This window comes from Streptomyces tendae (assembly GCF_008632955.1).
Classification (GTDB): domain Bacteria; phylum Actinomycetota; class Actinomycetes; order Streptomycetales; family Streptomycetaceae; genus Streptomyces.
Map to the genome: position 1 here is coordinate 3579221 of NZ_CP043959.1, position 13272 is coordinate 3592492.

12 protein-coding genes are annotated in these 13272 nt (G+C 75.2%); 8 read left to right on the forward strand and 4 right to left on the reverse strand.

Annotation, left to right across the window (positions count from 1 at the left end; translation table 11 throughout):
* Positions 1–34: 34 nt before the first annotated feature.
* Together F3L20_RS16350 and F3L20_RS16355 are read right to left on the reverse strand one after the other, a co-directional pair.
* On the reverse strand, positions 35–1225 hold the full coding sequence (locus F3L20_RS16350) for a CaiB/BaiF CoA transferase family protein (RefSeq protein WP_150155018.1): 1191 nt from the start codon (positions 1223–1225) through the stop codon (positions 35–37).
* Positions 1226–1324: 99 nt separating this feature from the next.
* Positions 1325–1564: a hypothetical protein gene (locus F3L20_RS16355; RefSeq protein ID WP_145824723.1), complete on the reverse strand. Its 240-nt coding sequence runs from the start codon at positions 1562–1564 to the stop codon at positions 1325–1327.
* A 133-nt stretch (positions 1565–1697) separates the two neighbouring features.
* Between F3L20_RS16355 and F3L20_RS16360 the strand changes: the two genes are divergently transcribed.
* Positions 1698–2603 carry a LysR family transcriptional regulator gene (locus tag F3L20_RS16360; protein WP_150155019.1) on the forward strand — a complete coding sequence of 302 codons (906 nt, stop codon included), beginning with the start codon at positions 1698–1700 and terminating at the stop codon, positions 2601–2603.
* Positions 2604–3138: 535 nt separating this feature from the next.
* Here the strand turns inward: F3L20_RS16360 and F3L20_RS16365 are convergent.
* On the reverse strand, positions 3139–3759 hold the full coding sequence (locus tag F3L20_RS16365) for a TetR/AcrR family transcriptional regulator (protein ID WP_150155020.1): 621 nt from the start codon (positions 3757–3759) through the stop codon (positions 3139–3141).
* A gap of 252 nt (positions 3760–4011) precedes the next feature.
* Here F3L20_RS16365 and F3L20_RS16370 point away from each other — a divergent pair, with 252 nt between their 5' ends.
* Genes F3L20_RS16370 through F3L20_RS16385 form a run of 4 tightly spaced genes read left to right on the forward strand, consistent with a single transcriptional unit; the run spans position 4012 to position 8822 of the window.
* The gene (locus tag F3L20_RS16370; RefSeq protein WP_150155021.1) at positions 4012–4575 is read left to right on the forward strand and encodes a 2Fe-2S iron-sulfur cluster-binding protein; all 564 of its coding nucleotides are present in this window, start codon (positions 4012–4014) and stop codon (positions 4573–4575) included.
* Positions 4572–5564 carry an FAD binding domain-containing protein gene (locus F3L20_RS16375; protein ID WP_150155022.1) on the forward strand — a complete coding sequence of 331 codons (993 nt, stop codon included), beginning with the start codon at positions 4572–4574 and terminating at the stop codon, positions 5562–5564. The genes F3L20_RS16370 and F3L20_RS16375 overlap by 4 nt, the downstream gene beginning before the upstream one ends.
* The gene (locus F3L20_RS16380; protein ID WP_150155023.1) at positions 5561–7690 is read left to right on the forward strand and encodes a xanthine dehydrogenase family protein molybdopterin-binding subunit; all 2130 of its coding nucleotides are present in this window, start codon (positions 5561–5563) and stop codon (positions 7688–7690) included. Before F3L20_RS16375 ends, F3L20_RS16380 begins: the two co-directional genes overlap by 4 nt.
* Complete coding sequence (locus tag F3L20_RS16385) at positions 7683–8822, forward strand: XdhC family protein (RefSeq protein WP_150155024.1); 1140 nt, start codon at positions 7683–7685, stop codon at positions 8820–8822. Before F3L20_RS16380 ends, F3L20_RS16385 begins: the two co-directional genes overlap by 8 nt.
* A 196-nt stretch (positions 8823–9018) precedes the next feature.
* Here F3L20_RS16385 and F3L20_RS16390 read toward each other — a convergent pair whose 3' ends face one another.
* Positions 9019–9585 (reverse strand): NAD(P)H-dependent oxidoreductase, encoded by a 567-nt coding sequence (locus tag F3L20_RS16390; RefSeq protein WP_145824716.1) that lies wholly within the window; start codon positions 9583–9585, stop codon positions 9019–9021.
* A 124-nt stretch (positions 9586–9709) separates the two neighbouring features.
* On the opposite strand from F3L20_RS16390, the gene F3L20_RS16395 reads away from it, so the two are divergent.
* The 3 genes from F3L20_RS16395 to F3L20_RS16405 all read left to right on the forward strand — a co-directional run bounded on the left by F3L20_RS16395 (position 9710) and on the right by F3L20_RS16405 (position 13242).
* Positions 9710–10366, forward strand: coding sequence for a TetR/AcrR family transcriptional regulator (locus F3L20_RS16395; protein ID WP_150155025.1), 657 nt, complete (start codon positions 9710–9712; stop codon positions 10364–10366).
* An 81-nt stretch (positions 10367–10447) separates the two neighbouring features.
* Complete coding sequence (locus tag F3L20_RS16400; protein WP_145824714.1) at positions 10448–11485, forward strand: LacI family DNA-binding transcriptional regulator; 1038 nt, start codon at positions 10448–10450, stop codon at positions 11483–11485.
* Positions 11486–11808: 323 nt separating this feature from the next.
* A complete protein-coding gene (locus F3L20_RS16405; RefSeq protein WP_150155026.1) occupies positions 11809–13242 on the forward strand; it encodes an aldehyde dehydrogenase family protein in 1434 nt (477 codons plus the stop codon).
* Positions 13243–13272: the final 30 nt, after the last annotated feature.

Consider the following 13272-nt stretch of genomic DNA (forward strand, 5'->3'; position numbering starts at 1 on the left):
GGCAGCGGGCCGGTCCGGTGGCGGCACGGGTCGGTCAGATCACCGCGTCGGTCCGGAGGGCCGTGATGTCCTCGGGGGTGCGGCCCAGTTCGCGCAGGATCGGTTCCGTGTGTTCGCCCACGGCCGGGACCGGGTCCATACGGGCCGGCAGGCCGGCGAGGTCCGCCGGTGGCAGCAGCGCCTCGACCGTGCCGCCGGGTACGTCCACCTCACGCCACCGGCCGCGCGCCGCGAGCACCGGGTGGTCGAGGAACGCCGCGACGTCGTTCACCCCGGCGCAGGCGATGCCCGTCGCCTCCAGGGTTTCGAGCAGGTCCTCCGCGTCGTCGAGGGCGCAGCGCTCGGCGACGATCGCGTTCACCTCCGCCCGGTGGGCCACACGGGCGGAACCCGTCGCGAACCGGGGGTCGTCGGTCAGCTCCGGGCGCCCCAGGAACTCCCGGCACAGCGCCGCCCACTCACGCTCGTTCTGCACGGAGAACAGCACCTCGTGGCCGTCGGCCGCCCGGAACGTGCCGTACGGGGCGATCGTGGCGTGCTGGGTGCCCAGCCGCGAGGGCTGGCCGCCGCCGTGACGGGTGTAGTAGGCGGGCTGTCCCATCCACTCGGCGAGCGCCTCGAACAGGGAGACCTCCACCGGGTGCACCTCGCCGGTGGTGGCGCGGGTGTACAGCGCGGTGAGCACACCGCTGTAGGCGTACATCCCGGCGGCGATGTCGGCGACGGAGATGCCGGTGCGGGCGGTCTCCTCCGGGGTCCCGGTCAGTGACACCAGCCCCGTCTGGCACTGCACCAGCAGGTCGTACGCCTTGCGGTCGGCCCACGGGCCGCTGGTGCCCCAGCCGGAGATCGTGCAGGGGATCAGCCTCGGGTGGCGGCGGGCCAGCTCCTCGGTCCCCAGACCCAGCCGGCCGGCCGCGCCCGGCGCGAGGTTCTGCACGAACACGTCGGCGTCCCCCAGCAGTTCGTGCAGGATGTCCCGGCCCCGCGGATCCTTCAGGTCCAGGGTGAGGGACTCCTTCGAGCGGTTGATCCACACGAAGTAGCTGGAGTTGCCGTGCACGGTGGTGTCGTACCGCCGGGCGAAGTCGCCCTCCCCGGGCCGCTCCACCTTGATCACCCGGGCGCCGAGATCGGCCAGCTGCCGGGTGGCGTAGGGAGCGGCCACGGCCTGCTCCACGCTCACCACCGTCACCCCGGACAAGGGGAGTCTCCGCACGTCCACGCCTCCTGCCTGTACCCGGGGCGCCGGTTTCCCGCCGGCTTCGACCGGTCCGCGATCACTACGCGATTACTACGGCCGGGGCGAGCCGCCTGTCAACGCTCACCGGCCGTCGGTACGGGCGGCCGGGGCGTCGGCGGGCCGGCTGCGGGACACGACGCGGACGCCGCCCGCGTCCACGGCGCGGACCTGGAGCGAACCGCAGCCGCAGCGCGTCCACACGGTGCTGCCGGCGGCGGTCGCGTGCCGGGAGACCACCTGGAACGGCTCGGCGTCGTCCGGCCACCCGCAGTACGGGCAGACGGTGCCGGTGGTGCCCGTGGTGCCGGTCGTGCTGGTCATGGCGGCTCCTTGGTTCTCACGTGCCTCACGTGACGTGTGTGCCCTGTCGATGTCGCGACACAGCAAGGGTGCGTGGTGCCGTCCTTTCACGTCCAGGTTGACTTTGTGCACGCCACCGTGAAGCCTCGACTGCATGATTGACCTGCGCCGGCTCCACGTCCTCCGGGCGGTCGCCCACTACGGCACGGTCACCGCGGCCGCCCGCGCCCTGCACTTCACGCCTTCGGCCGCCTCCCAGCAGATCCGCCAGCTCGCCCGGGACCTCGGCGTCGACCTGCTGGAACCGCAGGGCCGCGGCATCCGGCTCACCCCGGCAGCCGAGAGCCTGCTGGCGCACGCCGACGCCATCCAGGCGCGCTGGGACCAGGCCGAGCTGGATCTGCGGGCCGACCACGGCGACCCCGCGGGGGTGCTGCGGGTCACCGGGTTCCCGGTCGCCGTCTCGGTCTTGCTGGCGCCGATGGCGGCGCGGCTCGGCGAACGGCACCCGCGGCTGTCCGTACGGATCACGGAGGCGGTGGTTCCGGCCATCTTCGACCTGCTCTTCGAGGGCGCCGCCGATCTGGCCGTGGTGGAGTCCACCCCGCACAACCCGCCGATGAGCGACACACGCTTCGATCAGGAGCCGCTGCTGGACGACCCGTTCGACCTGGTCGTGCCGGCCGGGCACGCGCTGGCGGGGGAGGAGCGGGTCGACCTGGCCGAGGCGGCACGCGAGCCGTGGATCGCGCCGGTGCCGGAGAGCCCGTGCCGGCTCCAGGTGATGGCCGCCTGCGGGGCCGCCGGCTTCGCCCCGGAGGTCGTGCACCACGCCGGCGACTGGAACGCGACCGCCCACCTGGTCGCGCACGGCCTCGGCGTGGCCCTCGTCCCGCGGCTGGCCCACGTGACCCCGGACCTGCCGATCCGCCGCGTGCGGTGCGCGGGCGACCCGCACCGCAGGCTGCTGACCTGCACCCGCAGCGGCGGCCACGCCCGCCCGGCGGTCGCGGCGGCCCTCCGCGAACTACGCGACCTGGCCCCGACGACGATCGCCTGACCCACACCCGCCGTCCCGGCGCATGCCCGCCGTCCCGGCGGCCCGCGCACGCCCGGCGCATGCCCGCCGTCCCGGCGGCCGCGCGCGCATGCCCGCCGCCCGGCGGCCCGCGCACGCCCGGCGCATGCCCGCCGTCCCGGCGGCATGCCCGCCGGCGCCCGCGCACGCCGCCGCATGCCCGCCGTCCCGCATGCGCCGTCTCGGCGCTCCGGGCATGCTCGCCGTCCCGGCGTCCACGCGACGCTCGCCACGCCGTCCGGGCGTCCACGCGACGCTCGCCACGCCGTCCGGGCGTCCACGCGACGCTCGCCACGCCGTCCACGCGACGCTCGCCACGCCGTCCGGGCGTCCACGGGCGCACGCCACGCCGTCCGGGCGTCCACGCGGCGCACGCCACGCCGTCCCGGCGTCCCGGCGCACGCCACGCCGTCCTGCGTCCCCGCGCACGCCCGCTCCCCTGGCGTCCCGGCGGCCACGCGACATCCCGTCAGGCCCGCGTCCCCGCGCACTCGTTCCGGTGTGCGGGGGGCCTGCGTCAGGACGCGGGCCCCCCGCCCTCCTCGCGCCCCGGTGCCCCCACCCGCAGGCCGTCCATCACCAGGTCCAGGAGGCGGGTGGCGCGGGGCTGCCAGTCACCGGCCGGGTCCAGTTGCCACAGGCCGCCGATCGCCAGGATCAGGTCGTCCGCGGTGACCCCCGGACGGATGACCCCCGCCCCGTCGCACGCGCGCAGCAGGCGGTCCGCCGCCTCGATGAGCGAGCCGTGCCCCGGTTTCCCCGGGCTGTCCGGTCCGCTGGTGGCCTGCCGGATGGCGTCCGCGAGGCCGGCCTTGGTCATGCTGAACCGCGTGAGCCGGTCCATCCACTCGCGCAGCGCCCGGTCGGGCTCCCGGCTGCCGAGCAACTGGTCCGCGCTGTCGGCGACCTGCTGCATCTCGTACCGGTAGAGCTCCAGGACCAGCGCCTCCCGGCTGGGGAAGTTCCGGTAGAACGTGCCCTGCCCGACGCACGCCTTCTTGGCGATCACGCTCAGCGGGGTGTCCGCGTCACGCGTCAGCTCGGTCACCGCCACGGCGAGGATGCGCTCGCGGTTGCGCTGGGCGTCCGCCCGCTGGGGTGTCTCCGTGCTCCGGGACGCGTCCTTGTGCTCGCCCACCGGTCCTCCTCCCGGGTCGTGACCGAAACCCGTCCTTGATAAGCGGACAGCTGTCCACTACGTTTCTGCGGTACCGGACAGCTGTCCGGTACCGGTCCATCGTATCGGCGTACCCGGACGGCACGGGAGCCCTCCCGCATGCCCCGTACGACCGGTGCGCCCCCGCACACGTCACACGATCCCGCGGACCGCACGCCTCGCACAGCGCCACGACCACCGTTCTCCGTGAGTTCCGTGAAGGAAGGCCGTTCCATGACGCTCTCGACGTCCAGCACCGTCACCTTGAACATCAACGGCGAGAAACACACGCTGTCCGTCGACCACCGAACCACCCTGCTCGACGCCCTGCGCGAGCGCCTCGACCTCACCGGCACCAAGAAGGGCTGCGACCACGGACAGTGCGGGGCCTGCACGGTCCTCGTCGACGGCCGCCGCACCGTCGCCTGCCTCCAGCTGGCCGTCGCCTCCGAGGATCGCGAAATCACCACCGTCGAGGGGGTCGCCGACGGGGACACCCTGCACCCGGTGCAGCAGGCCTTCCTCGACCTGGACGGCTTCCAGTGCGGCTACTGCACCCCCGGACAGATCTGTTCCGCCGTCGCCGTCATCGAGGAGCACGCCGCCGGCTGGCCCAGCGCCGTCACCGAGGACGTCGGCTCCGAGGCCGCCCCGCCGCCCCTCACCGCGGAGGAGATCAAGGAGCGCATGAGCGGCAACCTCTGCCGCTGCGGCGCCTACGGACAGATCGCCCAGGCGGTCGCCCGCGCCGCCGCCGGGGCGTCCGCACAGCACACCACCGAGGAGACCGCCGCATGAAGGAGTTCGACTACCGGCGCGCCGACGACGTCACCGGCGCGGTCGCCCTGCTCGACGCCGACCCGGACGCCCGCTACCTCGGCGGCGGGACCAACCTCGTCGACCTGATGAAGAACGGCGTCGAGTCCCCGGTCCGGCTCGTCGACGTACGCTCCCTCCCGCTCGACCGGATCGAGGCCGGCGACGACGGCGCGGTGCGCATCGGCGCCACCGTCACCAACGCCGACCTCGCCGCGCACCCCCTGATCCGCGACCGCTACCCGGCGCTCACCCAGGCCGTGCTGGCCGGCGCCTCCGGCCAGCTGCGCAACATGGCCACCGTCGGCGGCAACCTGCTCCAGCGCACCCGCTGCGGCTACTTCACCGACATCACCCGGCCGTGCAACAAGCGTTCCCCCGGCAGCGGCTGCCCCGCCGTCGAGGGCGAGCACCACAACCACGCCGTCCTCGGTGCGTCCGAGCACTGCGTGGCCGTCCACCCCTCCGACATGGGCGTCGCGCTCACCGCCTTCGACGCGGTCGTCTCCTGGCAGACCGCCGAGGGCCCCGGTGAGGCCCCGCTGACCGACTTCTACCTGCCGGTCGGCGACACCCCGCACCGCGAGACCGTCCTGCCGCCCGGCGCGCTCATCACCCACGTCACCCTGCCACCCGCCCGGGTCGCCGCCCGCTCCCGCTACCGCAAGGTCCGCGAACGCGCCTCGTACGCCTTCGCCATCGGCTCGGTCGCCGGCGCACTCGACGTGGCGGACGGCGTGATCTGCGACGCCCGGCTCGCCCTCGGCGCGGTCGCCTCCCGGCCCTGGCGGGCCCGGCTCGCCGAACGGATCCTCGTCGGCGCCCCGGCCACCGCCGAGTACTTCGCCGCCGCCGCCGACGCCGAACTCGCCGCGGCCCGGCCCCTGCCCCACAACGGCTACAAGGTGACCCTCCTGCGCAACCTCGTCGTGGCCGTGCTGACCGAACTCGCCGAGGAGGCCGACCGATGACCGTCGCACCCCAGCGCCCCGCCGCCCCGGGCGCGGTCGGCACCGCGCACACCCGTGTCGAAGGCCGCGACAAGGTCACCGGCGCCGCCCGCTACGGCGGGGACATCCCCTTCGACGGGCTCGCCCACGGCGTGCTGGTGCTGTCCACCGCGGCCCGCGGCCGGATCCTTTCCCTCGGCACCGGGCCGGTGCTCGGCATGCCGGGCGTCCTGACCGTCCTCCACCACGGCAACGCCTCCCGCCTGACCACCGACTACGTCGGCATGCTGGGCGTGCCGCCGGACCCGACCGCCGCGGTCTTCCAGCACGACCGCGTCCCGCACGCCGGCTGGCCCGTCGCCCTCGTCGTCGCCGAGACGCCCGAGCAGGCGCGCGCGGCCGCCGACGCCCTCACCGTCACCTACGACGTGGAGCCGCACGACGTCGCGCTCTCGGCGGACCGGCCCGACGCCTACCCCGCCGAGGGTCACATGCCCGGCACGACGGAGAAGGGCGACCTGGAGGCCGAACTCGCCGCCTCCGCCCACGTGCTGGACGAGGAGTACACCACTCCCGAGGAGCACCACGCCATGATGGAGCCGCACGTGGCGACGGCGCGGTGGGACGGCGGCCGGCTCGACCTCGTCGACTCCAACCAGGGCATCACCTGGGTCGCCGACGAACTCGCCCGGATGTTCTCCCTCGACCCGTCCGCGGTGCGGGTCCGCTCCGAGCACGTCGGCGGCGGCTTCGGCAGCAAGGGCGTACGGGCGCCCCAGGTGGCCGCCGCGATGGCCGCCGCAGCGCTGGGCCGCCCGGTGCGGGTGGCGCTGACCCGCCGCCAGATGTTCTCCGTCACCGGCTACCGCAGCCCCACCGTGCAGCGGGTCAGGCTCGGCGCCGGCCCCGACGGACGGCTGCGCGCCCTGGAGCACGTCTCGCTCAACCAGACCTCCACGGTCTACGAATTCGTCGAACCGGGCGCCGGTGTGGCCCGCACGATGTACGACGCCACCGCCCACCGCACGGAGAACCGCGTCGTACGGCTGGACGTGCCGTCGCCGACGTGGATGCGGGCGCCGGGGGAGGCGCCGGGGTCGTTCGCGCTGGAGTGCGCGCTCGACGAGCTGGCCGAGAAGTGCGGCGTCGACCCGATCGAGCTGCGGCTGCGCAACGAGCCGGAGAGCGGCCCGGTCAGCGGACTGCCGTTCGCCGGCCGCAACCTCGCCGCCTGCTTCCGCGAGGGCGCCCGCCGCTTCGGCTGGGACGCCCGCGACCCGCGCCCCGGCGTGCGCCGCGACGGGAGGTGGCTGCTCGGCACCGGCACGGCCGCCGCGTCCTTCCCGGCGGGCACCCTGCCGTCCACGGCGGCGGTGACGGCGGAGGCCGACGGCACGTTCACCGTCCGCATCTCCGCGTCGGACATCGGGACCGGGGCGCGTACGGCGCTCACCCTGATCGCCGCGGACGCGCTGCGGGTGCCGGCGGAGCGGGTCCGCGTGCACCTCGGCGACAGCGACTTCGGCCCGTCGGGCATCGCCGCGGGCTCCATGGGCACGCGCTCCTGGGGCTGGGCGGTCGCCGCGGCCGCCGAAGACCTGTGCGAACGCCTGGTGCCGGGCGGCACGGTGCCGCCGGAGGGCATCACCGTGCGGTCCGACACCACTCAGGCGATCGCCGCCCTCGCGGCGAAGGAACGGCACAGCTGGGGCGCCCAGTTCGCCGAGGTCGCCGTGGACGTCACCACCGGCGAGGTGCGGGTACGGCGGATGCTCGGCGTGTTCGCCGCGGGCCGGATCGTCAACCCGCTCACCGCGCGCAACCAGCTCGTCGGCGGGCTGACCTGGGGCATCTCCATGGCCCTGCACGAGGAGGCGGTGCGCGACCCCGCCTCGGGCGGCCTCTACGGCGCCGACCTGGCCGGCTACCACGTCGCCACGCACGCCGACGTGCCCGCGATCGAGGTCGACTGGGTCGACGACCACGACCCCGAGGACCCCGTCGGCATCAAGGGCATCGGCGAGGTCGGCATCGTCGGAGCGGCGGCCGCCGTCGCCAACGCGGTGTGGCACGCCACCGGCGTACGTCACCGCAGCCTCCCGATCCGTCCGGACCGGGTGCTGCGGGCGGGAGGTCCGGATGCTTGACCTCGCCGGTGACCTGCGGCGATGGCTGGCCGAGGGCCGGGAGTTCGCCGTGGCCACGGTCGTCTCCGTGGGCGGCAGCGCGCCGCGCGGCCCCGGCGCGGCCCTCGCCGTCGACCGGGACGGCACGGTGATCGGCTCGGTGTCCGGCGGCTGCGTCGAGGGCGCGGTCTACGACCTGTGCGTCGAAGCCCTCGACGACGGGAGGAGCAGGACCGAGCGGTTCGGCTACAGCGACGAGGACGCCTTCGCGGTCGGTCTGACCTGCGGCGGCACCATCGAGGTGCTGGTGACACCGGTCGGCGCGGACAGCCCCGTCCGGCCGGTGCTGGAGTCGGCCCTGCGGGACCTGGCCCAGGGCGGGGCGGGGGCGCTGGCGTGGGTGGCCGGGGGCCCGGAGGACCGGCTCGGGCTTGCGCTCCACGTCCGTCCGGACGGCACGTACGAGGGCGGCCTCGGCGACTCCGCCGAGCTGGACCGGTCGGCGGCGGCCACGGCCCGTGACCTGCTGGACGCCGGCCGGACCGGCACGGCCGCCGTCGGGACCGGCGGGGATCCGTACTGTGCCGACCGCCTGACACTGTTCGTGCAGTGCTCCGTCCCGCCACCCCGGATGATCGTCTTCGGCGCCGTCGACTTCGCGGCGGCGCTGGTACGGGTGGGGTCGCTCCTCGGCTACCACGTCACCGTGTGCGACGCCCGTCCGGTGTTCGCGACCCGGGCCCGCTTCCCGGAGGCCGACGAGATCGTCGTCGACTGGCCGCACCGCTATCTGCGGGACACGCGCACCGACGCGCGCACGGTGCTGTGCGTGCTCACGCACGACGCGAAGTTCGACGTGCCGCTGCTGAAGGTGGCGCTGGGGCTGCCGGTGGCGTTCGTCGGAGCGATGGGCTCGCGCCGCACCCACACCGACCGCCTGCGCCGCCTGCGGGAGGCGGGCGTGGGGGAGCGGGAACTGTCCCGTCTGCGCTCCCCGATCGGCCTCGACCTGGGCGCCCGCACCCCGGAGGAGACGGCGGTCTCCATAGCGGCGGAGATCATCGCGACCCGCCACGGCGGCACAGGCACCCCCTTGACGGCCACCACGACCCCGATCCACCACGACCCCTCGCGGGAGCGGCCGGCGGCGTAGGACGGACGGGTGGCCGCCGGTGCGGCGACAGGCCGACGCGGTCGCGCGGGGTGGCCCCGCGCGGCCGGTCGCGGTAGCGAACGGTGGTGGGATGGGTTCCGCTTCGTCGGGGGCCGTCGGGATGCCGGGCCCGCCGAACGCCGGGTACGGCGAAGGGGCCGGGAGCGCTGGTGGCTTCCGGCCCCTTCGAAGGGGGTCAGGCGGCCGTCTGCTCGGCGTCGACCAGCGCGTGCAGGCGGTTGACGACCTCGGTCAGCTGCTCGGTGACCTCGCTGTCGTCCGCCGGGTGGGTCTCGGCGAAGCGGGTCACGGAGCCGGGGATGGACAGCTTGATGTCCTCGACCACCTTGCCGCCGGCGATGCCCACGGCCTTGCGGGCCTCGTCCTGGGCCCACACGCCGCCGTACTGGCCGAAGGCGGTGCCGACCACGACGACCGGCTTGCCGCCGATGGCGCCGGCGCCGAACGGGCGGGACAGCCAGTCGATGGCGTTCTTCAGCACGGCCGGGATGGTGCCGTTGTACTCGGGCGTGAAGAGCAGCAGCGCGTCCGCGCCGGCCGCGGCCTCGCGCAGCTTCGCCGCGGCGGCCGGGACGCCACCCTCGACGTCGATGTCCTCGTTGTAGAACGGGATCTCGGCGAGCCCCTCGTAGAGCGCGACATCGGCACCCGCGGGGGCGAGCTTGACCGCGGTCTCGGCGAGCTGACGGTTGTGCGAACCGGCGCGGAGGCTGCCGACGAGGGCGAGGATGCGAACAGACATGAGGGAACTCCAGGGGGTGGACTATGAGACCTGGGACACAATGCGGACCGGGGTCCGCTTTGCATTTGTAGCACTCCAAGCGGACCAGGGTCCAGTTTCATTCCCGATGCTTTACGCTGGCTTCATGTCCGCCGCCCCACCGTCCGCCCCGATGCCTCAGGAGCCGGTCGAGCCCCAGCAGCTGCTACGCCTCGGCCTCGACGACGACGAGCCCTGCCTGCGCGCCGACGCCGCCCGCAACCGGGCCCGTCTGCTGGAGGCCGCGGCCTCGCTCGTGGCCGCCCGCGGGGCCGACGGCGTCACCATGGAGGAGGTCGCCGCGGCGGCCGGCGTGGGCAAGGGCACGGTCTTCCGCCGCTTCGGCGACCGCACCGGCCTGCTCATGGCCCTCCTCGACCACTCCGAGAAGAAGCTCCAGGCCGCGTTCCTCACCGGCCCTCCGCCCCTCGGCCCGGGCGCGCCCCCGGTCGAGCGGCTGCGCGCCTTCGGCCGCGCCGCCCTGCGCCGCACCGTGGAGGACCTGGAGCTCCAGCTCGCGGCCGAACCGGACGCGGGCCGCCGCTTCACCGTCCCGCCCTACCGGGTGCGGCTGCACCACGTCACGCTGCTGCTGCGCCAGGCGGTCCCGGACGCCGACTGCGAGCTGCTCGCCCACACGCTGCTGGCCCGGCTCGACCCCGCCCTGGTCCACCACCTGGTCCACGGGTGCGGCATGGCCCCGCAGCGGCTGGAGGACGCCTGGGTGGAGCTGGTCGACCGGGTCACCGGCACCCCCGCCTGACCACGCCTTCCGCGCCGGTCCGCGCTCTCAACTCCCCCGAGGGGAAGCCGCGTTACGGCTTCTGCGAAGATGCCGTACGTCATGGTGCAGATACCGAACCCGCCCGCCCCCGCGCCACCCGCACCGACGCGCTCCGTGCCCACGAGCGCCGATGTGGCCCGCCTGGCCGGCGTCTCGCGCGCGACCGTCTCCTACGTGCTGAACAACGCCGGTGCCGTCCGGATCAGCGAACCCACCCGCCGCCGGGTCCGCGAGGCCGCGCGGGAACTCGGATACGTGCCGCACGCGGCGGCCCGCAGCCTGCGCGCCGGGCACAGCCGTATGGTTCTGATGCCCGCGCCCGCGTTCCCCGTCGGCCCGCTGTACAGCCAGTTCATCAACGACCTGCAGGCCGCGCTGAGCCTGCTCGACTACACGGTCGTGCAGCACAACACCGTCGGCGCGCACGACGACGAGGCCGCCCGCGCCTGGGCGGAACTGCGCCCCGTGGCGGTACTGGTTCCGGGCTCCGGACTCGGGCCGCGCGGCGTGGAGGTGCTCAAGCGCTCCGGCGCGCGGGCCGTCGTCACCCTCGGCCCCGAGACCGTCGAGGGCGCGCACGCCCTGCTGATGGACCACGACGTCGTCGGGTACAGCGCCGGCGCCCACCTGTTCGACCGGGGCCGCCGCCGGATCGGCGTGGTCGTACCGGGGGAGCCGGGCCTCGACACGTTCTCCGCGCCGCGCCTCGCCGGGGTGCGCGCCGCCGTGCGCGGCACCGACGCGACCGTGACCGAGCTGCCGCTCGACCATGACGAGGAGTCCGCCGCCCGGCTCGCCGCCCGCTGGCGGGACCTCGGCCTGGACGCCGTGTTCACGTACAACGACGAGTACGCCATGCTGCTGATGCGCGCCCTCCAGGACGAGGGGATCCGCATCCCCGAGGAGACGGCCGTGGTCGGCGCGGACAACCTGATGCTGGGCCGGCTGCTTCGGCCCCGGCTGAGCACCGTCCACCTCGAACTGCCGTCCGGTCAGGAGCTGGCCGACCTGGTCGACCGCGCGGTCCGTGACCCGGCCGCCGCACCGGAGGCCCACAAGGTGCTCGGCGCTTCCGTCGTGCACCGAGGGTCCAGCTGACGCCCGCGTCGCCGGTCGTGGGTGGGCGCGGGCGGGACCTCGCGGCGCCGAGTCGCGCAGCGCCCCCCACTGCCACTGGGGTGCCGGGGGCGGGTGTTCGCCGGGGGTGCGGGCTGCCGGGGGCTGGTCGCGCGATTCCCCGGGCGCCGCTCAGGGGCGCCGTCCCGCCTCTCCGCGCAGTCGTGCCGCTGGGGCGGCACGGGCGGGCGCGACGGGCGGCCCGCCGGTGTTGTCCACCTCGCCTGCGGGGTACGCGGCTGAGGACCGACCCGGTCCGGGCGCCGCCCCCCCGCGCCGGGCCGGGACACGACGGAGGAGGCGTCATGACGTGGCCCGACCTCACCACCGGATCGTCCCGCCCGCTCAAGGGTCCCGAGCACACCGTCACCGAGCCCGCCACCGGCGAGACGCTCGGCACCGTCACCCTCGCCGCCGCCGAGGACGTCGAGCCCGCCGCGGAGGCCGCGCACGCCGCCCAGGCGGACTGGGCGAGGTCCCCGCACTTCCGGCGGGCCGCGGTGCTCCGCAGGGCCGGTGACCTGTTCGACGGCCACGCCGCCCTGCGCGAGTGGCTGGTCCGGGAGGCCGGCAGCATCCCCGGCAAGGCCGACTTCGAGCTGCACGTCGCCGCCCAGGAGTGCTACGAGGCCGCAGCCCTCGCCTCCCGCCCCGCCGGACAGGTGCTGCCCACCGAGGAACCCCGCCTGTCCTACACCCGCCGGTTGCCGGTCGGCGTGGTGGGCGTGATCGCCCCGTTCAACGCGCCGCTCATCCTGTCGATCCGTTCCGTCGCCCCGGCCCTCGCCCTCGGCAACGCGGTCGTCCTCAAGCCGGACCCGCGTACCGCGGTGTGCGGCGGGCTGGCCCTGGCCGCGGTGTTCGCCGAGGCCGGCCTGCCCGACGGGCTGCTGCAGGTCCTGCCTGGCGGAGCCGAGACGGGTCAGGCCCTGGTCACCGACCCGCACATCCCCGTGATCTCCTTCACCGGCTCCACGGCCGCGGGCCGCGCGGTGGGGGAGGCCGCGGGCCGGCACCTGAAGCGGGCGCACCTGGAACTGGGCGGGAACTCCGCCCTCGTCGTGCTGGAGGACGCCGACCTGGACGCGGTGACCTCCACGGCGGCCTGGGGGTCGTTCTTCCACCAGGGGCAGATCTGCATGACGACGGGACGCCACCTGGTCCACGCGTCGCTGTACGAGGAGTACGTCGACCGGCTGGCCGCCCACGCGGACGCGCTGAGCGTCGGCGACCCGCACCGGGAGCAGGTCCAGCTGGGGCCGCTCATCGACGGGGGCCAGCTCGGCAAGGTCCGCGGACTGGTCGACGCCAGCACCGCGGGCGGCGCCCGGCTCGCGGCCGGGGGCACCCATGAGCGGCTGTTCTACCGGCCCACCGTGCTCGCCGAGGCGGACGACCTCACGCCCGCCTACACGGAGGAGGTCTTCGGCCCGGTGGCGCCGGTGCGGTCCTTCACGAGCGCCGAGGAGGCGGTCGCCCTGGCCACCGCGAGCCCCTACGGGCTGGCCGTCGGCATCGTCGCGCCGGACCCGGCGCGCGCCCTGGAGCTGGCGGACCGCATCCCCACGGGCATCGTGCACATCAACGACCAGACGGTGAACGACGAGGCCGTCGCGCCCTTCGGCGGGGTCGCCGCGTCCGGCACCGGCGCCCGCTTCGGCGGCGAGGCCAACCTGGAGGCGTTCACCGACCTGCGGTGGACCACGGTGCGCGGGGACGTGGCGCGCTACCCCTTCTGACGTCGCACGACGTGCCGTCCGACGTCGCGA

Excerpts from the sequence above, each read along its gene's own strand:
- F3L20_RS16360 (WP_150155019.1), top strand. The coding sequence starts at position 1,698 with ATGATTGACCTGCGCCGGCTCCACGTCCTCCGGGCGGTCGCCCACTAC.
- F3L20_RS16370 (WP_150155021.1), top strand. The coding sequence starts at position 4,012 with ATGACGCTCTCGACGTCCAGCACCGTCACCTTGAACATCAACGGCGAG.
- F3L20_RS16395 (WP_150155025.1), top strand. The coding sequence starts at position 9,710 with ATGTCCGCCGCCCCACCGTCCGCCCCGATGCCTCAGGAGCCGGTCGAG.
- F3L20_RS16355 (WP_145824723.1), bottom strand. The coding sequence starts at position 1,564 with ATGACCAGCACGACCGGCACCACGGGCACCACCGGCACCGTCTGCCCG.
- F3L20_RS16385 (WP_150155024.1), top strand. The coding sequence starts at position 7,683 with ATGCTTGACCTCGCCGGTGACCTGCGGCGATGGCTGGCCGAGGGCCGG.
- F3L20_RS16375 (WP_150155022.1), top strand. The coding sequence starts at position 4,572 with ATGAAGGAGTTCGACTACCGGCGCGCCGACGACGTCACCGGCGCGGTC.
- F3L20_RS16405 (WP_150155026.1), top strand. The coding sequence starts at position 11,809 with ATGACGTGGCCCGACCTCACCACCGGATCGTCCCGCCCGCTCAAGGGT.
- F3L20_RS16380 (WP_150155023.1), top strand. The coding sequence starts at position 5,561 with ATGACCGTCGCACCCCAGCGCCCCGCCGCCCCGGGCGCGGTCGGCACC.
- F3L20_RS16390 (WP_145824716.1), bottom strand. The coding sequence starts at position 9,585 with ATGTCTGTTCGCATCCTCGCCCTCGTCGGCAGCCTCCGCGCCGGTTCG.
- F3L20_RS16400 (WP_145824714.1), top strand. The coding sequence starts at position 10,448 with ATGGTGCAGATACCGAACCCGCCCGCCCCCGCGCCACCCGCACCGACG.